The 21610-nt window shown below is 73.1% G+C and carries 24 protein-coding genes and 1 pseudogene; 10 read left to right on the forward strand and 15 right to left on the reverse strand.

Annotated features, from left to right (window positions below; all coding sequences use genetic code 11):
* Positions 1-153 precede the first annotated feature (153 nt).
* A pseudogene (locus tag Q8R60_16420) lies at positions 154-363 on the forward strand (hypothetical protein).
* Positions 364-466: 103 nt separating this feature from the next.
* Here Q8R60_16420 and Q8R60_16425 read toward each other — a convergent pair.
* The gene (locus tag Q8R60_16425; protein ID MDP3714059.1) at positions 467-1300 is read right to left on the reverse strand and encodes a hemolysin III family protein; all 834 of its coding nucleotides are present in this window, start codon (positions 1298-1300) and stop codon (positions 467-469) included.
* A gap of 179 nt (positions 1301-1479) precedes the next feature.
* On the opposite strand from Q8R60_16425, the gene Q8R60_16430 reads away from it, so the two are divergent.
* Positions 1480-3303, forward strand: a complete 1824-nt coding sequence (locus Q8R60_16430) for a phosphoenolpyruvate carboxykinase (GTP) (protein MDP3714060.1) — start codon at positions 1480-1482, stop codon at positions 3301-3303.
* A 67-nt stretch (positions 3304-3370) separates the two neighbouring features.
* Here Q8R60_16430 and Q8R60_16435 read toward each other — a convergent pair whose 3' ends face one another.
* The 3 genes from Q8R60_16435 to Q8R60_16445 are packed head-to-tail and all read right to left on the reverse strand — an operon-like array spanning position 3371 to position 4392.
* On the reverse strand, positions 3371-3586 hold the full coding sequence (locus Q8R60_16435) for a hypothetical protein (protein ID MDP3714061.1): 216 nt from the start codon (positions 3584-3586) through the stop codon (positions 3371-3373).
* Positions 3587-3640: 54 nt separating this feature from the next.
* On the reverse strand, positions 3641-4060 hold the full coding sequence (locus tag Q8R60_16440) for a hypothetical protein (protein MDP3714062.1): 420 nt from the start codon (positions 4058-4060) through the stop codon (positions 3641-3643).
* On the reverse strand, positions 4057-4392 hold the full coding sequence (locus Q8R60_16445; GenBank protein MDP3714063.1) for a helix-turn-helix transcriptional regulator: 336 nt from the start codon (positions 4390-4392) through the stop codon (positions 4057-4059). The genes Q8R60_16440 and Q8R60_16445 overlap by 4 nt, the downstream gene beginning before the upstream one ends.
* Before the next feature lie 63 nt (positions 4393-4455).
* Here Q8R60_16445 and Q8R60_16450 point away from each other — a divergent pair, with 63 nt between their 5' ends.
* From Q8R60_16450 to Q8R60_16460, 3 genes are all read left to right on the forward strand, one after another.
* A complete protein-coding gene (locus Q8R60_16450) occupies positions 4456-5055 on the forward strand; it encodes a hypothetical protein (protein ID MDP3714064.1) in 600 nt (199 codons plus the stop codon).
* Positions 5056-5136: 81 nt separating this feature from the next.
* Entirely contained in the window at positions 5137-5907 is a 771-nt protein-coding gene (locus tag Q8R60_16455) for an isoprenyl transferase (protein MDP3714065.1), read from the forward strand.
* Positions 5908-6196: 289 nt separating this feature from the next.
* Positions 6197-7516: a PhoH family protein gene (locus Q8R60_16460; protein MDP3714066.1), complete on the forward strand. Its 1320-nt coding sequence runs from the start codon at positions 6197-6199 to the stop codon at positions 7514-7516.
* Between the two features lie 226 nt (positions 7517-7742).
* Here Q8R60_16460 and Q8R60_16465 read toward each other — a convergent pair whose 3' ends face one another.
* Entirely contained in the window at positions 7743-9128 is a 1386-nt protein-coding gene (locus Q8R60_16465) for a class II fumarate hydratase (GenBank protein MDP3714067.1), read from the reverse strand.
* Between the two features lie 202 nt (positions 9129-9330).
* Between Q8R60_16465 and Q8R60_16470 the strand changes: the two genes are divergently transcribed.
* Positions 9331-10269: a hypothetical protein gene (locus tag Q8R60_16470; protein ID MDP3714068.1), complete on the forward strand. Its 939-nt coding sequence runs from the start codon at positions 9331-9333 to the stop codon at positions 10267-10269.
* A 52-nt stretch (positions 10270-10321) separates the two neighbouring features.
* Here Q8R60_16470 and Q8R60_16475 read toward each other — a convergent pair whose 3' ends face one another.
* The 7 genes from Q8R60_16475 to Q8R60_16505 form a co-directional block, all read right to left on the reverse strand.
* A complete protein-coding gene (locus tag Q8R60_16475) occupies positions 10322-11989 on the reverse strand; it encodes a fumarate hydratase (GenBank protein ID MDP3714069.1) in 1668 nt (555 codons plus the stop codon).
* 175 nt (positions 11990-12164) lie between these two features.
* Positions 12165-12980 carry an exodeoxyribonuclease III gene (locus tag Q8R60_16480; GenBank protein MDP3714070.1) on the reverse strand — a complete coding sequence of 272 codons (816 nt, stop codon included), beginning with the start codon at positions 12978-12980 and terminating at the stop codon, positions 12165-12167.
* Positions 12981-12982: 2 nt separating this feature from the next.
* Positions 12983-14014 (reverse strand): class II fructose-bisphosphatase, encoded by a 1032-nt coding sequence (gene glpX / locus Q8R60_16485; protein MDP3714071.1) that lies wholly within the window; start codon positions 14012-14014, stop codon positions 12983-12985.
* A 9-nt stretch (positions 14015-14023) separates the two neighbouring features.
* On the reverse strand, positions 14024-15067 hold the full coding sequence (locus Q8R60_16490; GenBank protein MDP3714072.1) for an ABC transporter ATP-binding protein: 1044 nt from the start codon (positions 15065-15067) through the stop codon (positions 14024-14026).
* On the reverse strand, positions 15064-15834 hold the full coding sequence (locus Q8R60_16495; protein ID MDP3714073.1) for an ABC transporter permease: 771 nt from the start codon (positions 15832-15834) through the stop codon (positions 15064-15066). The genes Q8R60_16490 and Q8R60_16495 overlap by 4 nt, the downstream gene beginning before the upstream one ends.
* Positions 15831-16550 carry a molybdate ABC transporter substrate-binding protein gene (modA, locus tag Q8R60_16500; GenBank protein ID MDP3714074.1) on the reverse strand — a complete coding sequence of 240 codons (720 nt, stop codon included), beginning with the start codon at positions 16548-16550 and terminating at the stop codon, positions 15831-15833. The genes Q8R60_16495 and modA overlap by 4 nt, the downstream gene beginning before the upstream one ends.
* Positions 16547-16933 carry a TOBE domain-containing protein gene (locus Q8R60_16505; GenBank protein ID MDP3714075.1) on the reverse strand — a complete coding sequence of 129 codons (387 nt, stop codon included), beginning with the start codon at positions 16931-16933 and terminating at the stop codon, positions 16547-16549. Before Q8R60_16505 ends, modA begins: the two co-directional genes overlap by 4 nt.
* 108 nt (positions 16934-17041) lie before the next feature.
* Here Q8R60_16505 and Q8R60_16510 point away from each other — a divergent pair, with 108 nt between their 5' ends.
* Genes Q8R60_16510 through Q8R60_16520 form a run of 3 tightly spaced genes read left to right on the forward strand, consistent with a single transcriptional unit; the run spans position 17042 to position 18800 of the window.
* Positions 17042-17659: a flavin reductase family protein gene (locus tag Q8R60_16510; protein ID MDP3714076.1), complete on the forward strand. Its 618-nt coding sequence runs from the start codon at positions 17042-17044 to the stop codon at positions 17657-17659.
* 5 nt (positions 17660-17664) lie between these two features.
* A complete protein-coding gene (locus Q8R60_16515) occupies positions 17665-18249 on the forward strand; it encodes a TetR/AcrR family transcriptional regulator (protein ID MDP3714077.1) in 585 nt (194 codons plus the stop codon).
* On the forward strand, positions 18246-18800 hold the full coding sequence (locus Q8R60_16520) for a DUF4245 domain-containing protein (protein ID MDP3714078.1): 555 nt from the start codon (positions 18246-18248) through the stop codon (positions 18798-18800). Before Q8R60_16515 ends, Q8R60_16520 begins: the two co-directional genes overlap by 4 nt.
* Here Q8R60_16520 and Q8R60_16525 read toward each other — a convergent pair.
* Positions 18753-18980, reverse strand: coding sequence for an exodeoxyribonuclease VII small subunit (locus tag Q8R60_16525; GenBank protein ID MDP3714079.1), 228 nt, complete (start codon positions 18978-18980; stop codon positions 18753-18755). The two genes, Q8R60_16520 and Q8R60_16525, sit on opposite strands and share 48 nt — an antisense overlap.
* Here Q8R60_16525 and Q8R60_16530 point away from each other — a divergent pair, their 5' ends adjacent.
* Positions 18981-19475 (forward strand): GNAT family N-acetyltransferase, encoded by a 495-nt coding sequence (locus tag Q8R60_16530; protein ID MDP3714080.1) that lies wholly within the window; start codon positions 18981-18983, stop codon positions 19473-19475.
* Here Q8R60_16530 and xseA read toward each other — a convergent pair.
* Together xseA and Q8R60_16540 are read right to left on the reverse strand one after the other, a co-directional pair.
* Positions 19462-20655, reverse strand: coding sequence for an exodeoxyribonuclease VII large subunit (gene xseA / locus Q8R60_16535; protein MDP3714081.1), 1194 nt, complete (start codon positions 20653-20655; stop codon positions 19462-19464). The genes Q8R60_16530 and xseA overlap by 14 nt on opposite strands.
* A gap of 29 nt (positions 20656-20684) precedes the next feature.
* Positions 20685-21581, reverse strand: a complete 897-nt coding sequence (locus Q8R60_16540; protein ID MDP3714082.1) for a hypothetical protein — start codon at positions 21579-21581, stop codon at positions 20685-20687.
* Positions 21582-21610 lie beyond the last annotated feature (29 nt).

Genomic DNA, 21610 nt, shown 5'->3' on the forward strand with positions numbered 1-21610 from the left:
CAGTCGGCGGCGGTGCTCATCCATGCACGCATTGCGGACGACGACGGACAACCACGGTCGGACCCGCAGTTCCCTGTCGTCTCGCCGCGCGGCGGCGCACAGCTTGACCAGGCTCTCCTGGACAACGTCCTGCGCGGTGTGGTGATCCCCGAGGTGTTCACGCTGTCGGTGCCGGCGATGACGCGGCTGCGCCAGCCCGAGCGGCAGGTGCTCGACACGCTCGTCGACGCGGGGTGGCGCAGCCGCTCCGAGGCGCTCGCCTGGTGCGTGCGCCCGGTCGTCCGGCGCAGCGCGGACTGGCTCGAGGAGCTGCGTGAGGCGACGACCTCCGTGCAGCGCGTCCGCGGCGCCGCTCCGCAGTAGCCCGTCCCGCCCCCTGGTTGCGTCCTGCAGCCGGCGTTGTACCTCGACGCTCGCGCTGCAGGACGCAACACAGGGGAGGGGGTCTACGGAGGCGCCGGGAGGATCAGGACGAGTACGTCGCGAACGACACCGCGACGTAGTGGGTCGCGAAGGCGGCCAGCGTCAGCGCGTGGAAGACCTCGTGGAAGCCGAACCAGCGCGGTGACGGGTCGGGCCGGCGGGTGGCGTAGACGACCGCGCCCGCGGAGTAGAGCGCCCCGCCGGCGAGCAGCAGCACGAGCACCGCGACCCCTCCGGAGCGCAGGATCGCGGGCAGGAAGCCGAGCGCGACCCACCCCAGCGCGAGGTAGAGCAGCACGAAGACCCACTGCGGTGGGCGGTGCGGCGCGTTGCGCAGCAGGATGCCGGTCAGCGCTCCGCCCCACACCACCCCGAGGACGGTCCAGCGGGTCGCACCGTCGAGCAGCAGCACCGCGAAGGGCGTGTAGGTCCCCGCGATCAGTACGAAGATCATCGAGTGGTCGAGCCGAGCCATGACGGCGTGGGCCCGCGGGCTCCAGGAGCCGCGGTGGTACGCCGCCGACGTCCCGAACAGCAGCGCGACCGAGGCGGCGTAGACGCTCACCGCGGCGCGCTCCCGCCCGGTGTCGGCCAGGCAGATGAGCACCGTGCCGGTCACCAGAGAGATGGCGAAGGCCGCCTCGTGCAGGACCCCGCGCAGCCTCGGCTTGATCGCCACGGCTAGGTCGTGGGCGAGCTCGTGGGCCCGCTCGGCGACGTCATGGGCGACCTCGGTCGCCCGGTCCGCGACGTCGTGGGCGGCTTCGGAGGCCCGCTCGGCGACGTCACGGGCCCGGTCGGAGGCCCGGTCGGAGGCCCGGTGGGAGGGACGGTCGGCGGCACGGTCGCTCGGGCGCTCGGGAACGGTGCGCTCCACGTCGTACCTCCTGTCCTGCCCCCACCACCATCATGCGCCTGCTTCGCGAGAGTTGCGCAACGGTGCGCGATCTCACAAGGTGGGAGGGTGTCGCGACCGGGTAGGTCCACGGCACACTGATCGGATCGCGCCTGGCTCGCGCCCGGACGTCGTCTCGCACCCTCGATGGAGAGGATCCCATGACCACCGCTTCCACGATCCCGGGGCTCGACACAGCCCCCACCAAGAACGCCAAGCTGCTGGCGTGGGTGCGGGAGGTCGCCGAGCTCACCAAGCCCGACCGCGTCGAGTGGGCCGACGGCTCCGAGGAGGAGTGGCAGCGGCTGACGCAGCTGCTCGTCGACAACGGGACCTTCGTCAAGCTCGACGAGGCCAAGCGCCCCAACAGCTTCTACGCGACGTCCGACCCGAGCGACGTCGCCCGGGTCGAGGACCGCACCTACATCTGCTCCGAGAAGGAGGCGGACGCGGGCCCCACCAACAACTGGATGGCCCCCGCGGAGATGCGCGAGACGCTCCGCCCGCTGTTCGACGGCTCGATGACGGGCCGGACGATGTACGTCGTCCCGTTCTGCATGGGCCCGCTCGGCTCGAAGATCAGCCAGCTCGGTGTCGAGATCACCGACAGCCCCTACGTCGTGGTCTCCATGAAGATCATGACCCGCATGGGCCAGGCCGCCCTCGACGAGATCGGTGACGAGGGCTTCTTCGTGCCGGCCGTCCACACCGTGGGCGCCCCACTGGCCGCCGGCGAGACCGACGTCCCGTGGCCGTGCAGCGACACCAAGTACATCGTCCACTACCCCGAGACCCGCGAGATCTGGAGCCACGGCTCCGGCTACGGCGGCAACGCGCTGCTCGGCAAGAAGTGCTTCGCGCTGCGCATCGCGTCGGTCATGGCCCGCGACGAGGGCTGGATGGCCGAGCACATGCTCATCCTCAAGCTCACGTCCCCGCAGGGTGACGTCAAGTACATCACCGCGGCCTTCCCGAGCGCTTGTGGCAAGACCAACCTCGCGATGCTCCAGCCGACCATCCCCGGCTGGACCGTCGAGACCGTCGGCGACGACATCTGCTGGATGCGCTTCGGCGAGGACGGCCGCCTCTACGCGATCAACCCCGAGGCCGGCTTCTTCGGCGTCGCGCCCGGCACCGGCGAGGACACCAACGCCAACGCGGTGCGGACCTTCTACGGCAATTCCATCTTCACAAACGTCGCGCTCACCGACGACGGCGACGTGTGGTGGGAGGGCCTCACCGAGGAGGCGCCCGCGCACCTCACCGACTGGAAGGGCAACGACTGGACGCCGACGTCGGAGACGCCGGCCGCCCACCCCAACGCCCGCTTCACCACCCCGGCCGGTCAGTGCCCGACCATCGCCCCGGAGTGGGAGGACCCCAAGGGCGTCCCGATCTCGGCGATCCTGTTCGGTGGCCGCCGCGCCACCGCGGTGCCGCTCGTGACCGAGTCCTTCGACTGGGAGCACGGCGTCTTCATGGGCATGACGGTCTCCTCCGAGACCACCGCCGCGGCCGCCGGCGCCATCGGCCAGCTGCGTCGCGACCCGTTCGCGATGCTGCCGTTCTGCGGTTACAACATGGCCGACTACGCCGGACACTGGCTCGAGATCGGCCAGGCGACCGACGCCGACAAGCTCCCCAAGATCTACGCCGTCAACTGGTTCCGCAAGGACGCCGACGGCAAGTGGCTGTGGCCCGGCTTCGGCGAGAACTCCCGCGTCCTGTCCTGGATCGTCGACCGCCTCGAGGGTCGCGTCGAGGGTGTTGCGACCGCGATCGGCACCGTCCCGGCCAAGGCCGAGCTCGACCTCGACGGCCTCGAGATCGACGACCGCGACCTCGACATCCTGCTCTCGGTCGACACCGAGATCTGGAAGCAGGAGGCCGGCATGCTGCCGGAGTACTTCGAGCAGTTCGGCGACCACATGCCGAAGGCGCTCGTGGAGCAGCACGCCGCCCTCGTGGAGCGCCTCGAGAAGTAGGACCTCCCTCGTACGACGAAAGGAGCCCGTCACCCCGCGCTGGGGTGACGGGCTCTTCGCTGTCCTGTCAGGCGGTGCGGCGGTTGCGGATCAGGGCGCGCACGCCGAGGGCGAGGCTGAAGCCGACGGTGGCGAGGATCGTCAGGCCGAAGCACAGCCAGAACGCGGAGCCCACGTCGGACGCGGTGGAGCTGTCGTTCTCGCCCTGGCCGATGCCAGCCAGGAACCAGAACGCGACGAGCAGGGTGCCGAGAACGGCGTAGGTCTTCTTCGGTGCTGGCATGTCTCCCCCAGGTGGTGGTGTGTCCCACCGTTATAGGAAGATAGGGTCAGGTTGTCAACGACCTCGTCGGGAGCGGCTGCCCCGGACGCGGCGCACGAGCGCGACGACGTGGCCCGACAGGGCGATGCCCAGCGCCATCCACGCGGTCGGGTCGTGCGGGCCGAAGGGCTCGCCCGGCAGCATCGACAGGCCCAGGGCCAACACCACGATCGCCCCCGCGACGATGGCGCCGACCGACGCGTCGAGCAGTGGTGCGACGAGCAGCGGCGCCCCGCCGGCGCGTCGCCGCGCGCGGTCGCTCCAGACCAGGTCGGCCACGGCGCCGACGACGGTCTCGGCGGTGAGCCGTAGCACGGAGACGCCGTGGGCCCGCGCCTCGTGGACGTGGCTCGCGACCTCGGCCTGCCGTCGCCCGGCCTCCTGCTCGGGCACGAGTGACGTGTAGGTGCGGCACCAGGCCTCGCTCAGCGTCACGACGTCGCCAGCTGTCGTGCGGGTGCGGTCGCTGGCGCCTCCGCGCGGGCAGCGGCGAGGGCGGTCCGACCCGCGGCGCTCACCTGGTAGAGCCGTCGCAGCGGCCGGCCGAGGGTCGCGGCATCGCCCTGCTCCCAGGCGCTCGTCACCAGGTCGCCGCGCTCCAACCGGTCGAGCGCCTTGTAGAGCGTGCCGTGACCGAGCAGGGTGCGGCCACCGTGAGCGGCGAGCTCCTGCGCGAGCGCGAAGCCGTGCAGGTCGGGGGTGCCGCACAGCGCGTCGAGGACGTCGAGCTCCAGCGGGAGCAGCACACCTGCGCGACGACGGGGCACGTCGCGAAGGGTATCCCTGCGGCAGGAGTTGATCGAGCCGTTGCAGCACAGCATGATCACGACATGGCCGAGCTGCGGTGCGCCGACGACTCGGTGCTCGGTGTGCACCCGGTGCCGGTGCGCGACCGCGACGGGGTGCCCTACGAGGTGACGCTGCGGCTCACCCGCGACGGCATGCCCTTCGGCGAGGTCGGCGAGCGCTGCGGCTACTTCCTCGCCGCGAGTGCCGCGCGACTGCGGCGCGCGGTCGGAGGCTTCCCCGACAGCAGTGTCGAGGCGGGGGTGCGGGCGTGGGCGCGCGATGTCGCCGTCGACCCGGACGCGACCTGGGCGTCGCTGTCGCGCTACCTGCCGCGCGACCGCGAGCTGTTCGCCTTCCGCTCGCGCGACCCCGACGACCTCACCGCCGTCGGCGAGCTGCGGGTGCGCCTCGAGGTCGTGCGGCACTGGTCGGGTGGGTTCGGCAGCGACCCGGGCACCTGGGACCTGCAGCACTGCGCGGTCGTCGAGGCGTGGGGCACCGGTGGCACCGGGGTCCGCGCGGCTGTGGGCGTACCCGAGCTGCTCGCGTTCCTCGAGCAGCTCATGCAGGAGTTCGCCGACGTCGGGGCGTGCTACGACCCCAGCGACGACGCCTCGGTGCTGCGCCGGCCCGTGGGCTGACACAGCACCCGCACATGAGCGGCACGTGGGGAGGGGTCCCTGGTCGGTACTGTCGGGGCCGGTCCGGCGAGAGGAGGCGACGTGGGTCTGCGCGACGTGGTCTACGGCGTCTACGAGCGACGGCTCGCCGACACCCTGACCCGTCAGGGCGCCCCCGTCCCGCGCCACGTCGGCGTCATCCTCGACGGCAACCGGCGGTGGGCGAAGTCCGTCGGCACGACCGCCAAGGCCGGTCACCAGGCCGGCGCGGACAAGATCGCCGATCTGCTCGGCTGGTGTGACGAGGCGGGCGTCGAGCTGGTCACGCTGTGGCTGCTGTCGACCGACAACCTCAACCGCCCCGAGGGCGAGCTCGCCCAGCTGCTGCGCATCATCGAGGGCGTCGTCAGCGACCTCGCCCGCCCCGAGAACCGCTGGACCCTCAACGTCGTCGGTGCCCTCGACCTGCTGCCCGACGAGACCGCGGCGCGGCTCAAGGAGTCGGCGGCCGGGACGGCCGGTCGACCGGGCGTCGAGGTCAACGTCGCGATCGGCTACGGCGGGCGCCGCGAGATCGCCGACGCGGTCCGCGCGATGCTGCAGGCCCACGCCGCGGCCGGGTCCACCCTCGAACAGGTCGCCGACGTCCTCGACGTCGAGCACATCGCCGAGCACCTGTACACCCGCGGCCAACCCGACCCCGACCTCGTCATCCGCACCAGCGGCGAGCAGCGGCTGTCGGGCTTTTTGCTCTGGCAGAGCGCGCACTCGGAGTTCTACTTCTGCGACGCCTACTGGCCGGACTTCCGCCACGTCGACTTCCTGCGGGCCCTGCGCGCCTATGCCGCTCGCCAGCGCCGCTTCGGCACCTGACCCGCAACGCCGACGAAACCGCTCCCGGCGTACCCCTCCCTGCTCTTACGTCCGCTCGGGCCTGGCGTGGACGGGTCCGGTCGAGCGGACGTCACGCGATGTTCACGCCGGTCACCCGTCATGCCCGCGTGTCGGTCCCACCCCCGCGGTCGGGCGCGCCTACCGTCGAGGTCAGCGGCAGGCACTCCGCCGGCCGCTCGGGAGGCCCGGTTGCGAGCAGTCGCACGGAAGGGGCCGCGACCCGGCCCTGTGGCCCGGTCCCGGTCGACACTCCGCTGGGGGCTGTGACGTGACCGCACGCGCTTCGAAGACCGCCACGACCGGTACGACGGCCGACCGCACGACCTACGTCCTCGACACCTCGGTCCTGCTGTCGGACCCCCAGGCGATCGGCCGCTTCGCCGAGCACGAGGTGGTGCTGCCCCTGGTGGTCATCACCGAGCTCGAGGGCAAGCGTGACCACCCGGAGCTCGGGTGGTTCGCCCGGCAGGCGCTGCGGCTGCTCGACGACCTGCGCATCGAGCACGGCCGGCTCGACCAGCCGCTGCCCAACGGTGACGGCACCCTGCGCGTCGAGCTCAACCACACTGACAGCTCGGTGCTGCCCGCCGGCTTCCGGGTCGCCGAGAACGACACCCGCATCCTCGCCGTCGCCGCCAACCTCGCCGCCGAGGGCGCCGACGTCGTCCTCGTCTCCAAGGACCTGCCGCTGCGGGTCAAGGCCGCCTCGATCGGGCTGGTCGCGCAGGAGTACCGCGCGGAGCTCGCCGTCGACACCGGCTGGACCGGCATGACGGAGCTGACCGTCGCCGCGGCCGACCTCGACCACCTCTACGAGACCGGCTCGCTCGACCTCGCCGAGGCCCGCGAGCTCCCCACCCACACCGGCCTCGTCCTGCTGTCCGAGCGCGGCTCCGGCCTCGGCCGGGTCGCCCCGGACAAGAGCGTCCGGCTGGTCCGCGGCGACCGCGACGCGTTCGGGGTCCACGGCCGCTCCGCCGAGCAGCGGATCGCGATCGAGCTGCTCCTCGACCCCGAGGTCGGCATCGTCTCCCTCGGCGGCCGGGCCGGCACCGGCAAGTCGGCGCTCGCGCTGTGCGCCGGCCTCGAGTCGGTGCTCGAGCGCCGCGCCCACAAGAAGGTCGTCGTCTTCCGGCCGCTCTACGCCGTCGGCGGCCAGGAGCTCGGCTACCTCCCCGGCGACTCCGCCGAGAAGATGGGCCCCTGGGCTCAGGCGGTCTTCGACACCCTCGGCGCGCTCGTCGCCCCCGAGGTCGTCGAAGAGGTCCTCGCCCGCGGCCTGCTCGAGGTCCTGCCGCTCACCCACATCCGCGGCCGCTCGCTGCACGACGCGTTCGTCATCGTCGACGAGGCGCAGTCGCTCGAGCGTGGTGTCCTGCTCACCGTCCTGTCGCGGCTCGGCCAGGGCTCGCGGGTCGTGCTCACCCACGACGTCGCGCAGCGCGACAACCTGCGGGTCGGCCGCCACGACGGCGTGGCCGCGGTCATCGAGTCGCTCAAGGGGCACCCGCTGTTCGCCCACGTCACGCTGACCCGGTCCGAGCGCTCCGCGATCGCGGCGCTGGTCACCGACCTGCTGGAGAGATAGGGCGTAAGCCGGTCCCGGCGCGGTCCCGCCTGCTCAGCGCAGGCGGGGCGCTGCATCTGACAATCCTTGGTTCCTCTTGAGGAGGTGCGCGAGGATCGGGGACGAACCACGTTCTGCAGGGTGAGGCGCGGCCGAGAGGTCGCCCGCGAGCCCCGGGGGCCCGCTCCTTCCTGCTGGGTGGAAGGAGCGGGCCTTCCGGCGTACGCACCCCTCGGTCGGGAGGGGGTCAGGCCCGGCCGGTCATGCGCAGCAGGTCGAGGGCGTCGTCGAGCTCGGCCTCGGTGAGGGTCGCGGGCACATGCCCACGCGCGATCACCGTCTCGCGGATCGTCCGCCGCTCGGCCAGGGCCTGCTTGGCGACTTTCGCCGCCTCCTCGTACCCGAGCCAGCGGTTCAGCGGCGTCACGATGCTCGGGCTGCCCGCGGCCAGCTCGTAGCAGCGGTCCACGTCGGCCACGATCCCGTCGACGCAGCGGTCGGCGAGCAGTCGGGTGGAGGTGCTCAGCAGGCGCAGGCTCTCGAGCAGGCAGCGGGCCATCACCGGCATCGCGACGTTGAGCTCGAAGGCCCCGCTGGCGCCCGCCGCCGTCACCGTCGCGTCGTGGCCGACGACCTGCATGCAGACCATGAGCACGGCCTCGGGCACGACCGGGTTGACCTTGCCCGGCATGATGCTGCTGCCCGGCTGCAGGTCCGGCAGGTGCACCTCGCCGAGCCCGGCCCGCGGCCCCGAGCCCATCCAGCGCAGGTCGTTGCAGACCTTGGTGAGGCTCACCGCGAGCACCTTGAGCTGGCCCATCGTCTCGACGAGCGCGTCGCGCGCCCCCTGCGCCTCGAAGTGGTCGCGCGCCTCGGTCAGCGGCAGTCCGGTCGCGCGCGCCAGCTCCGCGATCGCGCCGGCGGCGAAGCCGGGCGGGGTGTTGATCCCCGTCCCGACCGCCGTCCCACCGAGCGGCAGCTCGCACAACCGGGGGAGTACGCCGGACAGGCGCTCCCCGGCGTACCTCATCTGTGCGGCGTAGCCGCTCATCTCCTGGCCCAGGGTCACCGGGGTGGCGTCCATGAGGTGGGTGCGGCCGGCCTTGACGACGTCGGCGAGCTCCGCGGCCTTGCGGGTCAGGGAGGCCTCGAGGTGGGCGAGCGCCGGGAGCAGGTCGCGGGTGAGGGCGGTCGCGGCGGCGACGTGGATGCTCGTGGGGAAGACGTCGTTGCTGCTCTGGCTCGCGTTGACGTGGTCGTTGGGGTGGACGGGGCGGCCGAGCGCGCGGGTGGCGAGGGTGGCGATGACCTCGTTGGCGTTCATGTTGCTCGAGGTGCCGCTGCCGGTCTGGAAGACGTCGACCGGGAAGTGCGCGTCGTGGACGCCGGTCGCGACCTCGTCGGCAGCGGTCGCGATGGCGGCGGCGGTCTCGGCGTCGAGGACGGCCAGCTCGGCGTTGGTGCGGGCGGCGGCGGCCTTGACCCGGGCGAGTGCCTCGAGGTGGGCGCGCTCGAGGCGCAGACCGCTGACGGGGAAGTTGTCGATCGCGCGCTGTGTGGAGGCCCCCCACAGGGCGTCCGCCGGGACCTGCACCTCACCCATCGTGTCGTGCTCCGTGCGCATCTGCGTCATGGTCCTGATCCTCCCCCACCCCTCCCACCCCTTCCTTGCCCCTCCCCTGTCGCTACGTCATAACCCTTGAGCGGGGGCATCTCCTGAGCTGCTATGACGTCACGGGGCGCACGGCCGGGTCGTCCACAGTTGCGACGGGGCGCCGGCCACGTCGTCCACAGGGGCGCCTGCAGGGGGTGCTCGGTGGGTGTCTTATGTCGGCGTGTCCGTGTCCCTCCTCCTCGAGTCCTCGCTGCGACGCGCTCGCCGGATCGCGCAGGACCAGGCCCTCATCGCGCATCGCCGGCAGCTCTACGCCGCGGGCGTGGCCCGCTGGGTGGTGCGTCGTGAGCTGAGGGCGGGGCGATGGCAGCGGACCGGGCGATCGACCCTGGCGCTGCACAACGGACCGCTCGATGTCGGGGCTCGTCGCTGGGTGGCCGTCCTGGAGTCAGGCCCGCGGGCCGCCTTGTCGGGGGTCAGCGCGCTCCAGCACGAAGGCATCGACGCCCTGACCGACGACGCGATCCACATCGCGGTCCCCCACGGCGCGGAGCGTCGCCGGCTGCCGGGGGTGGTGCGTCACGAGACGAGGCGGCTGCGCGAGCAGGACCTCGTCACGACCGGGTTGAGGCGCACCACTCCCGCCGTGTCGGCGGTCTTCGCGGCGCTGTGGGCAGTCACGGAGCGCCAAGCGGTCTTCTTCCTCGTGCTGCCGGTGCAGCAGGGCCGGTGCACAGCAGCGCACCTGGCCGAAGCTCTCGAGCGGGTACGCCGACATCGGTTCCGCGCGGCCCTCTGGCGCGCCGTGGCCGACATCGCCGAGGGGGCTCGCAGCGTCGGCGAGCTCGACATCGGCCGCGCGCTCGCTCGACGAGGTCTCCCGCGCCCCGACCGTCAGGTCAAGCGCTCCCGCCCCGACGGCACGGTCTTCCTCGACCTGGCCTGGGACGTCTGGGGCCTCACCCTCGAGGTCGACGGAGTCCAGCACGACCTGCCGTGGATGCAGCTGTCGGACACCTTGCGCGACCTCGGCACCCTCGCGGAGGGCAAGGTCGTGATGCGGGTGCCACTGCTTGCCTGGCGGCTCGACGAGGCTCGCGTGCTCGATGGGGTGGAGGCCGTGTTCCGCTCACGCGGCTGGGCTCCTGCTGCCGCATGACGTCAGAGCGGCTGGCGAGCCGCACGCGCCAAGGCCTAGGACGCAAGGGCCTCTACGACGGGCGGCGGCTGGCGATTGTCACCGGTGTCGGGCCCGCGTCGGCCTCGGCCGGCCCGGTGAAGAAGTCGTTGCCCTTGTCGTCGACGACCACGAAGGCGGGGAAGTCCTCGACCTCGATCCGCCAGACGGCCTCCATGCCGAGCTCGGGGTACTCCAGCACCTCGACCTTCTTGATGCAGTCCTGCGCGAGCCGCGCCGCGGGACCGCCGATCGACCCGAGGTAGAAGCCGCCGTGCTTCGCGCACGCGTCGGTGACCTGCGTCGACCGGTTGCCCTTCGCGAGCATCACCAGGGAGCCGCCGGCCGCCTGGAAGCGGTCGACGTAGGAGTCCATCCGCCCCGCCGTCGTCGGCCCGAAGGACCCGGACGCCATCCCCTCGGGCGTCTTCGCCGGCCCGGCGTAGTAGACGGCCATGTCCTTCAGGTAGTCCGGCATCGGCTGGCCCTCGTCGAGCAGCGTGGCGATCTTGGCGTGGGCGATGTCGCGCGCGACGACGAGCGGGCCGGACAGTGACAGCCGCGTCTTGACGGGCAGCTGCGAGAGCGTGGCCCGGATCTCGTTCATCGGCTGCCGAAGGTCGATGCGCACCACGTCGTCGTCGAGGTGCTCGTCGGTCACCTCCGGCAGGTAGTGCGCCGGCTCGGTCTCGAGCTGCTCCAGCCACACGCCGTCGCGGTCGATGCGGGCGCGGGCCTGCCGGTCGGCGCTGCACGAGACGGCGATCGCGACCGGGCAGGACGCCCCGTGCCGCGGCAGCCGCACGACCCGCACGTCGTGGCAGAAGTACTTCCCGCCGAACTGCGCGCCGATGCCGAGCCGCGCGGTCATCTCATGGACGGCGAGCTCGAGGTCGAGGTCGCGGAAGCCATGCCCCGCCGCCGACCCGCTCGTCGGCAGCGCGTCGAGGTAGTGCGCCGAGGCGTACTTCGCGGTCTTCAGCGCGTGCTCCGCGCTCGTCCCGCCGACCACGATCGCGAGGTGGTACGGCGGGCACGCGGCCGTCCCCAGCGCCCTGATCTTCTCCTCCAGGAACGCCATCATCGACCGCTCGTTGAGGACCGCCTTGGTCTCCTGGAAGAGGTAGCTCTTGTTGGCCGAGCCGCCGCCCTTGGCCATGAACAGGAAGTCGTACGACGCATACGCGCTCGCGTAGAGCTCGATCTGCGCCGGGAGGTTGTTGCCGGTGTTCTTCTCCTCCCACATCGTCAGCGGCGCCAGCTGCGAGTACCGCAGGTTCAGCTGCGTGTAGGCGTCGTAGATCCCGCGCGACAGGTGCTCCTCGTCGTGGCCGTCGGTGAGGACCGACATGCCGCGCTTGCCCATGACGATCGCGGTGCCGGTGTCCTGGCACATCGGTAGCACGCCGCCGGCCGCGATGTTGGCGTTCTTGAGCAGGTCGAGCGCGACGAAGCGGTCGTTGGCCGACGCCTCCGGGTCGTCGAGGATCCGCCGCAGCTGCGCGAGGTGGGCCGGTCGCAGCAGGTGGGCGATGTCGCGCATCGCGGTCCGCGCGAGCAGGGTGAGCGCCTCGGGCTCGACCTTCAGGAACTCGCGCCCGTCCGGTCCGGGCACCACCGAGACGCCCTCGCTCGTCAGTAGCCGGTACGGCGTCTCGTCCGCACCCAGCGGCAGCAGGTCGGTGTAGGTGAACTCGGGCACGGCGGGGCTCCAGACGAGGTACGACGGGACGTCCCGTCAGCCTAGGCACCCGTCGGGTCCGGTCGCCGTTGCGTCATCACCTCTCAGGAGACGCCCACGCTCACGGGCTATGACGCAACGGTCGTGCGCCTAGCCCCCGCCCGTTGCGTCATCACCTCTCAGGAGAGGCCCACGCTCACGGGCTATGACGCAAGGGTGAGAGGGTGAGGTCGACGACGACGGGGGCGTGGTCGCTCGGGCCGGTGCCCTTGCGGGCCTCGCGGTCGACCCAGGCGTCCTGCACGGTCACGCCGCCGTTGGCGTAGACGAGGTCGATGCGCATCCCGTTGCCCTTGTGGAACATCCCGGCGCGGTAGTCCCAGTAGGTGAAGACCCGCCCCTTGGAGATGGTGGGTACGACGTCGCGCAGTCCCATCGACTGCAGGTCCGCGAGCGCCCGCCGCTCCGCCGGGGTGACGTGGGTGGAGGTCGTGAACAGCGACGGGTCCCACACGTCGTCGTCGGTCGGCGCGATGTTGAAGTCGCCCGCGACGACGAACGGGCCGGCGGCGACCTCGGGGGCCAGGGCGGTCCGCAGCGCGGAGAGCCAGGCCAGCTTGTAGTCGTAGTGCGGGTGACCGAGCTCGCGGCCGTTGGGGACGTAGAGCGACCAGATCCGCAGCCCGCCGCACGTCGCGCCGAGGGCCCGCGCCTCCACGACCGGGTCGGGCTGCAGCAGGGCGCCCTCGTCGGTGTTGGCGTAGCCGGGCTGCCCGGGGAAGGCCAGGGCCACGTCGTCCAACCCGACCCGGGACAGGATCGCCACGCCGTTCCACCGGCCGTCGCCGTTGTGGGCGACGGCGTAGCCGAGCTCGCCGACCGCGTTGGAGGGGAAGTCCGCGGTCTTGGTCTCCTGCAGGCAGACCACGTCAGGTGCGGTCTCCTCCAGCCAGGCCAGCAGCCGGGGGAGCCGGGCGCCGACGGAGTTGACGTTCCAGGTGGCGATCCGCACCGCTAGCGGGCGTGCTCGAAGTCGATCGCGGAGTAGGCCCGCAGCTTGGTGAAGCGGTGCTCGGAGCGGACCCGGCGGATCGTGCCGGATCGTGAGCGCATGACGAGCGACTCCGTGGTCGCACCGCCGCCGCGGTAGCGGACGCCGTCGACGAGCTCGCCGTCGGTGATGCCGGTCGCCACGAAGAAGACGTTGTCGCTGCGGACCAGGTCGTCGGTCGACAGGATCGCGTCGAGGTCGAGGCCGGCTTCGGCCGCGGCGGCGAACTCCGACTTCTTCTGCGGCCAGAGCTTGCCCTGGATGACGCCACCGAGGCACTTCACGGCGCAGGCCGTGATGATGCCCTCCGGGGTGCCGCCGATGCCGAGCAGCAGATCCACGCCCGTGCCCTCGGTGGTGGCCATCACCGCGCCCGCGACGTCGCCGTCGGAGATGAACTTGATGCGCGCGCCCGCGGCGCGCACCTCGTGGACGAGGTCCTCGTGGCGGGGTCGGTCGAGGATGCAGACGGTGACGTCCTCGACCGACAGGCCCTTGGCCTTCGCGACGGCCTGCACGTTGTAGGCGACCGGCGCGGTGATGTCGACCGCCCCTGCGGCGTCCGGGCCGGTGACGAGCTTCTCCATGTAGAACACGGCCGACGGGTCGTACATCGTGCCGCGCTCCGCGACGGCGAGCACGGCCAGCGCGTTGGGCATGCCCTTGCTCATCAGGGTGGTGCCGTCGATGGGGTCGACCGCGACGTCGCACTCGGGTCCGTCGCCGTTGCCGACCTCCTCGCCGTTGAACAGCATCGGCGCCTCGTCCTTCTCGCCCTCGCCGATGACGACGACGCCCTTCATCGAGACGGTGCCGATGAGCTGGCGCATCGCGTCGACGGCCGCGCCGTCGCCGCCGTTCTTGTCACCGCGCCCGACCCAGCGCCCGGCGGCCATCGCGGCCGCCTCGGTCACGCGGACGAGCTCGAGGGCGAGGTTGCGGTCGGGCGCCTCTGCCCGGACGGAGAGCTCCGAGGGGACGTCGGGGGAGGTCATGACCCGAGCCTAGCCAGCGAAGGCCCCACCTACACCCGCCCCGTCCGCGACCACCTGCACCTCCACCGCCTTGAACGACGCCCACAGCTCGCCGCCGTCCCCGAGGCCCAGGGTGGCGGCCGCGACCGGGGTCACCTCGGCCACAACCGGCGGGGACGAGTCGAGGGTGACCCGGACCCTGCCGCCCAGGGACGTCACGTCGGTCACCGGACCGCGCAGCCGGTTGCGGGCCGAGCCCTCCGGCTCGGTGCGGTGCAGCGACACCGCCGATGGCGCGACGAGCACGAGCGCCGGCGTCCCCGCCGGCAGCACCGGCTCGCCCACGACGACCCCCGGGCCCACCGCGACCCCCACCCCGTCGGACACGCCCCGCCACGCGTTGAGCCCCATCAGCCCCGCCACCCACGCGGTCCTCGGCCGCCGGGCGACCTCGGCCACCGCGTCGTCCTGCACGACCGCGCCGTCCTCCAGCACGACCACCCGGTCAGCGAGGGCGAGCGCGTCGACCGGGTCGTGGGTGACGACCAGCGCAGGGGCGGGCCCGCCGGACAGGGCGGCGCGCAGCACCCGGCGTACGTCTGCTCGGGTCGTCGCGTCCAGCGCGGCCAGCGGCTCGTCGAGCAGGACCAGCCGGGGGGCGGTGACGAGCGCGCGGGCCAGCGCGACCCGGGCGGCCTGGCCGCCCGACAGCTGCGCCGGCCGCCGGTCCGCGAGGTCGGCGATCCCGAGCCCCTCGAGCGCGCGCAGCGCCCGACCGCGCCGGTCGCGACCGCGCAGCCCGTAGGCGACGTTGTCGCGCGCGGACAGGTGCGGGAAGAGCAGGCCGCCCTGCGCGACCCAGCCGATGCCGCGCCGCTCCGGGGGCAGGCCCGCGACGTCGACTCCGTCGAGCAGCACCGGTCCGGTCGCGGGCGCGAGGCCGGCGAGGCCGCGCAGCAGGGTCGTCTTGCCGGCACCGTTCGGGCCGACCAGCGCGACCACCTCCCCGGGCTCGGCGGCCACCGATGCGCGCACCGTGAACGCCCCCGCCCGGACCTCGACCGTCGCCCTCATCGGGGCAGCCTGGTGCGCAGTGCGACGACGAGCCCGAGGGAGACGGCGAGCAGCAGGCTGCTCACGGCGTAGGCCGCGGCCGGGTCGTCGACGAGCAGGTCGTAGACGGCGAGCGGAAGGGTCTGCGTCGTGCCGGGCAGCGACCCGGCGAAGGTGATCGTCGCGCCGAACTCCCCGAGCGCGCGTGCCCACGCCAGCGCCGCGCCGGCTGCGAGCGACGGTCCGACGAGCGGCAGCGTCACGGTGAGGAAGACCCGCACCCGCCCGGCGCCGAGCATCGCGGCTGCCTCCTCGTGTGCGGGGTCGAGCCCGGCGATCGCGCCCTCCAGGACGAGGACGAGGAAGGGCAGGGCGACGAAGGCCTCGGCCAGCACCACGCCGTACGACGTGAAGGCCGGTGTCGTCCCCGTGCTGACGAGCAGCGGGCCGACCAGCCCGTTGCGCCCGAAGGCGAGCAGCAGGGCGACCCCGCCGACGACCGGGGGGAGCACCAGCGGGACGAGCACGAGGGCGCGCAGCAGGCGGGTGCCGGGCAGGCCGCCGCGGGCCAGCAGCCAGGCGAGCGGGACGCCGAGCACGACGGCGAGCAGCAGCGCGCCGAGCGAGCAGCGCAGCGACAGCAGCAGCGCCTGCTGGACGCGGTCCTGGCCGAGCAGCTCGGGCAGTCGCGTCCACGGGGTGCGCGCGAGCAGGCCGACGAGCGGCAGCACCAGCAGGGCGAGGGCGGCGAGGGACGGGACGAGCAGTGCCGCGGGCGCCCGCCTCACGGTGGCGGTAGGAAGCCGGCAGCCGCGAGCACGGCCTGCGCCGGGGCAGACACCAGGAACGCCACGAAGCGCTCGCCCTCCTCCTGGTGCGTGGCGCCGAGGACCGCTGCGGCCGGGTAGGCGTTGCTGGTGCCCGGCAGGGGCGTGCCCGCGATCTCGGGCGTGCGCAGGTCGGTGACGTAGGCGATGCCGGCATCGGCCTCGCCGAGGCGCACGCGGGCCACGACCGCCTTCACGTCGGGCTCCTCCGAGACCGGTCGGACGACCACCTCCGCCGCGGCGAGCGCGGCCCGCGCCGCCTTGCCCACGGGGACGTTGGGGCCGGCGAGCACCACCGTCGTACCCGGTCGGGCCAGGTCGGCAAGGGTGGTGAGGCCCTTCGGGTTGCTCGGCGCGGTGACGAGGGCGAGCCGGTTGCGCGCGACGACCACAGGTGGGCCGACGAGCCCGGCGACCGACTGCAGGCTCGGCTCGTCGGCGGTCACGACCACATCGGCGGGGGCACCCTCGCGGACCTGCGAGACGAGCACCTGCGACCCCGCGAAGGACACCTGCACGTCGACGTCGGAGTGCTCGCGCTCGTAGACCGCCTCGAGCTCGGTGAAGGTGGCCGTGAGGGACGCGGCTGCCAGGACGACCAGTGGCTCCCGGTCGTCGGCCGCGCCGCCGCATCCGGTCAGCAGCACGCCGGCGAGCGCCAGGACCGCCGTCCTCACGGCAGCTCCACGACGACGTTGGTGGACTTGACCGACGCGACCGCCGGTGCGCCGGGCTCGAGCCCGAGGGCGTCGACGGCCTCGGTGCTGACGATCGAGACGAGCCGGTGCGGCCCGGACTGCACCTCGACCTGCGACACGACGTCACCGCGCACGACCCGGGTGACGATCCCCTCGAAGCGGTTGCGCGCCGAGCTGTGCCGCGACCCCTCCGGCTCGCCCGCCTGGGCCACCGCGAAGGCGGCCAGCGCCGTCCCCTCGACCACGCGCCGCCCGCCGGCGTCGGTCGTGACGGGCAGTCGGCCGGTGTCGGCCCACCGCCGGACCGTGTCGTCACTCACACCCAGCAATGCAGCCGCGGCGGCCAGGCGGTAGGTGGGCACCTACGGAGATTAGCGCGGTAGTTCTCCGCAGATGCGGACGATCTGGGGACGCGCCCCCGAACCTGCGGCACCGGTGGCCGACCAGTCGCCGGGTGAGAGGCTGGTCGCGTGACCCGCCGCGACTACGACCCCGCCGCGCTCGGACCCGACATCTACGGGCTCCTCAACAGCGTCGTCGTCCCCCGCCCGATCGCCTGGGTCACCACCCGGTCCGCCGACGGGGTCGACAACCTCGCGCCGCACTCGTTCTTCACGATCTCCTCGGTCCAGCCGCCCGTCGTGCAGTTCACCTCGGTCGGCACCAAGGACACCCTGCGCAACGCCCGCGCGACCGGTGAGTTCACCGTCAGCTTCTGCCCCGAGCCGCTGCTCGAGCAGATCAACGCCACCGCCACCGACTACCCCGCAGGCACGAGCGAGTACGACGCTGCCGGCCTCACCCGCGAGGCGTCGGTCGTCGTGGCCCCGCCCCGCGTCGCGGCGTCGCCGGTGGCGATCGAGTGCCGCGTCGTCGGGGAGCGCGACTTCGGGGGCGGCTCGACGGTGGTCTTCGGTGAGGTGGTCTGGGTCAGCGTCGACGAGGAGGTGCTGCGCGACGGGCGCCCCGAGATCGAGCTCCTGCGCCCCCTGGCGCGCCTGGGCGCGCAGGAGTGGTCCACCATCGGTGACGTGGTGCAGCGCCGGCGGATCCCCTTCACCGACCTCTCGGCAGAGGCCGTGTCGTGACCGCGATGACGACCCGCGCGGCGTCGACCCGCACGTCGCTGCTCGCCGCCGCCCGTGAGGTCTTCACCGCGTCGGGCTTCGCCGAGGCCTCCATCGCCGACGTCGTCGCGAAGGCGGGCGCCAGCGTCGGCAGCCTCTACCACCACTTCGGCGGCAAGGCCGACCTCTACCTCGCGCTGTTCGAGGAGCACCAGCAGCGGCAGGAGGAGCGCGCCGCGGCCGCCGTCCGCGCGGCCCGCGCCACCGAGAGCGACCCCGTCAGCCTCTTCGTCGCCGGCTCGCGCGCCTACCTCGCCGGCTGCTGGCAGGAGCGCGACCTGTCGCGCATCTTCCTCGCCGGCGGCGGCCCTCCCGGCTTCGAGCTGGTCGCCCGCCGCCGCTACCGCGAGTGGACCCGCCGCAACGCGACCCTGCTGCGCACCGGCCCCGACGACAGCGCCGAGCCGTGGGGCGACGCGCTCGTCCTCGTCCTCACGACCGTCGTCAGCGAGGCCGGCCACGAGGTCGCGGTCTGCGAGGACGAGCAGTCGGCAGAGCGCCTTGCCGGCGACGTGCTGGCCCTCATCGGGCGGATAGGTGGTGGCGCGTGAGCTCCGAGGTCAGTCCCGCGAAGAAGCGCGGCCGCGAGACAGCCGCGGACATGGTCCGCTCGCTCGGCATCGTCATGGTGCTGGTCGTCGCGGCCTTCTGGCTCGCCCAGCCGCCCGACAGCGACAAGGCCGTCATCCGTGTGATCGACCCGGCGGTCGAGATCCTGTCGTTCACCCGCGCCGTCCCCGACGCCGTCGTGCCCGGCACGCTTCCCGCGGAGTGGCGCCCCACGGTCGCGGCGTACGACTCCTCGCCCGACCGGCTGCGGGTCGGCTACAACACTCCGAGCAAGGAGTATGCCGAGTACTTCGCGTCCGCCGGTGACCGCGACGACTTCCTGCTCGAGGCCGCCGGCCGGACGACCGAGAAGGGCACCGTCGACGTGGGCGGCACGACCTGGCAGCAGGTCGACAACACCGAGGGCGTCGTGTCGCTGGTGCGCACCGCCGGCACCCTCACGGTGGTCGTCGGCGGGATCCGCTCGACGACGACGCTCGACGAGCTACGCGTCCTCGCCGCCAGCCTGACCACCCTCACGACCCGGGGCTAGCGCCGCGTCGAGCCTTGCCCGCGCGCCGTCGAGCCACTCCTGGCACGTGCGCGCCAGCGCCTCGCCGCGCTCCCAGAGCGCCAGCGACTCCTCGAGCGTCGCGCCCCCGGCCTCGAGACGTCGTACGACGTCGGCGAGCTCGTCACGCGCCTGCTCGTAGGACGGTGTTGGATCGGCCACGTGGGCACCCTACGGCGGGCGACGGTCTCCGACGCGCACGACCTCACCCGGCTGCGGGCGCTCATGCACGACGCGATGGGTGCGGACACCAGCGACCCCGTCTGGTGGCGGGTGACGGAAGAGGCCTTCGCGCGACGGCTGGCCGGCCCGGGCTTCGTCGCCTTCGTCGTCGAGTCCGACGGCCGGGTCGTGTCCTGCGGCGCCGGCTGGCTCGAGGAGCACCTGCCGTCACCGCGTCAGCTCGACGGGCGGAAGGGCTACATCGCGTCGATGTCGACCGAGCCGACGGCGCGGCGGCAGGGCTGCGGTGAGCTGGTCTTCACCGCGCTGATGGGGTGGTTCGCCGAGCAGGGCGTGTCCCGGGTGGACCTGCGCGCGACGGAGGACGGGCGGCGGCTCTACGAGCGCTTCGGCTTCCGCGTCCTGGGCGGCGCCTCCATGGCCTGGACCGCCCCGGGCTCCTCGCCGGGGATGCCCGGGTCTACTGCGCCGTAGCGGCGACCTCGCCCTCGGCCAGGCGCAGTCGCAGCGCGGTGCCCGAGGAGACGTCAGCTGCCCGTCGTACGACGGAGCCGTCCTCGGTCTGCACCACGGCGTAGCCGCGGTCGAGGGTGGCCTGCGGCGACAGGGAGACGACGCGGGCGCGGGTGTGGCGCAGGTCGTCGGCGGCCCGGTCGAGGGCCGAGGCGAGGGAGCGTCGGGTGCGGTCGCGCAGGCCGTCGACGTCGGATGCCCGGCCCTCGACGAGCGAGAGCGGGTCGGCCAGGCAGGGCCGGCTGCGGACGTGCTCGAGCCGGGCCAGCTCGGTGCGGACCGTGCCGACCGCGACCCGGCGGGCCCGGTCGCGCAGCTGCGCCACCCGGGACAGCTCCTCGACGACGTCGGGCACGACCCGCTTGCCGGCGTCGGTCGGTGTCGAGCAGCGGACGTCGGCGACGAGGTCGACCAGCGGCGAGTCGGGCTCGTGGCCGATGGCGCTGACGACAGGGGTGCGGCAGTCGGCTACGGCCCGGCAGAGCAGCTCGTCGGAGAAGGGGAGCAGGTCCTCGACGCTGCCGCCGCCACGGGCCAGGACGATGACGTCGACGGTCGGCGCGCGGTCGAGCGACCGCAGGGCGTCGACGACCTGCGCGACGGCGAGGTGCCCCTGGACGGCGACCTCGCGGACGTCGAAGACGACGGCGGGCCAGCGGCGGGTGGCGTTCTCGACGACGTCCCGCTCGGCAGCTGACGCCCGGCCCGTGACGAGGCCGACGGTGCGCGGCAGGAACGGCAGCGGCTTCTTGCGCGACGGCTCGAACAGGCCCTCGGCGCGCAGCACGCCCTTGAGCCGGTCGAGGCGGGCGAGCAGCTCGCCGACGCCGACCGGCCGGATCTCGGTGGCGACCAGCGACAGCGTGCCGCGCGAGAGGTAGAAGTCGGGCTTGGCGTGCACGACGACGCGGGCGCCCTCGGAGAGCTGGGCCTGCTCGCAGACCGCCCGGCTGCAGGTGACGGTGACGCTGACGTCGGCGACCGGGTCGCGCAGCGTGAGGAAGACCGTGCCCGGCCGACGGCTCAGCTGCGTGATCTGTCCCTCGACCCAGACCCGGCCGAGCCGCCCCACCCAGTCGTGGATGGACTTGGCGACGACGCGGACCGGCAGCGGTGCCTCAGCGCTGTTGTCCAGGGCCATCCGCGGACCCTAGCGACTCACCTGGTGGCTCAGGTCGTGCGGACCTTGGTGCGCGGCGCCGAGGTCTTGGCGGTGGCGGCCGCGGTGACCTTGCCCGGCTTCTTGGGGGCCTTGGCGGTGGCGACCTGCTCAGGCGCGGGCGCGTCCGACGGAGCGGCCGCGGGAAGTGCCGCGGTCTCGGTCGCGAGCTTGGCGATCCGGTTGTCGAGCATCGTCACGACGGGCAGCCGGTCGGCCTTGGACTTCTCGTAGTCCCGCACCTGCACGAGCTGCTCGAGCGACAGCGAGCGCAGCCGGCCGCGCAGGGAGCCCAGCGTCATGTGGTCGTAGTCGGCGAGCGGGAGCTCGGCGTGGGTCGGTACCTCGGTGTCGACGGCTGCCGCGACCTGCTCGACGACGGCGACGACATCGGGGGTGGCCGCGGTGTCGACGCGGGTGCTGTCGGGCTGGGTGGCCTTCGGAGTCGGCTCGCCCTTGGGGGCCTCGGCGTCCGGGACGTCCTCGGCGGCGTCGAGCTCCCCCTGCAGGTCGTCGACGAGGCTGGTGCCCTTCTCCTTCGCCGCGCCGACTCCGGCCTTCGCGGCGCTGCCGATGTCGCGGACCTTCGCCGAGACCGCCTCGCCGGCGTCCTCGAGCGTGTCCTCGACCTTGTCGTAGGCGCCCGCGAACGGGGTCTTCTCGACGAGCTCCTCGACGTGGTCCTCGATCTCGTCGAAGGACGTGCCGCGCAGCTTGGCGACGAGCTTCTCGCCGCGGTCGGCGAGCTCGTCGTACTCCCGGCGCACGCTCTCGGCCGTCACGAGCGCCTGGCTCACGACGAGGACGGGCAGCTGCACCGCCTTGCCGGGCAGGCGCCGGACCGAGCGGACGACCGTGGGGACGAGGCCGAGCGCGGCGGCGACGGGGGTGGGAACGGCGGGGGGCACGGGTCCTCCGAGGATCGGGCGGTTGGCAG

The organism is Mycobacteriales bacterium, assembly GCA_030697205.1.
In the GTDB taxonomy this organism is placed as follows: Bacteria; Actinomycetota; Actinomycetes; order Mycobacteriales; family SCTD01; genus JAUYQP01.

What these genes read in the sequence shown, in the direction of transcription:
- Q8R60_16430 (MDP3714060.1), top strand. Translation starts at nt 1,480, where the DNA reads ATGACCACCGCTTCCACGATCCCGGGGCTCGACACAGCCCCCACCAAG.
- Q8R60_16435 (MDP3714061.1), bottom strand. Translation starts at nt 3,586, where the DNA reads ATGCCAGCACCGAAGAAGACCTACGCCGTTCTCGGCACCCTGCTCGTC.
- Q8R60_16450 (MDP3714064.1), top strand. Translation starts at nt 4,456, where the DNA reads ATGGCCGAGCTGCGGTGCGCCGACGACTCGGTGCTCGGTGTGCACCCG.
- Q8R60_16465 (MDP3714067.1), bottom strand. Translation starts at nt 9,128, where the DNA reads ATGACGCAGATGCGCACGGAGCACGACACGATGGGTGAGGTGCAGGTC.
- glpX (MDP3714071.1), bottom strand. Translation starts at nt 14,014, where the DNA reads ATGACCTCCCCCGACGTCCCCTCGGAGCTCTCCGTCCGGGCAGAGGCG.
- Q8R60_16490 (MDP3714072.1), bottom strand. Translation starts at nt 15,067, where the DNA reads ATGAGGGCGACGGTCGAGGTCCGGGCGGGGGCGTTCACGGTGCGCGCA.
- Q8R60_16515 (MDP3714077.1), top strand. Translation starts at nt 17,665, where the DNA reads ATGACGACCCGCGCGGCGTCGACCCGCACGTCGCTGCTCGCCGCCGCC.
- xseA (MDP3714081.1), bottom strand. Translation starts at nt 20,655, where the DNA reads ATGGCCCTGGACAACAGCGCTGAGGCACCGCTGCCGGTCCGCGTCGTC.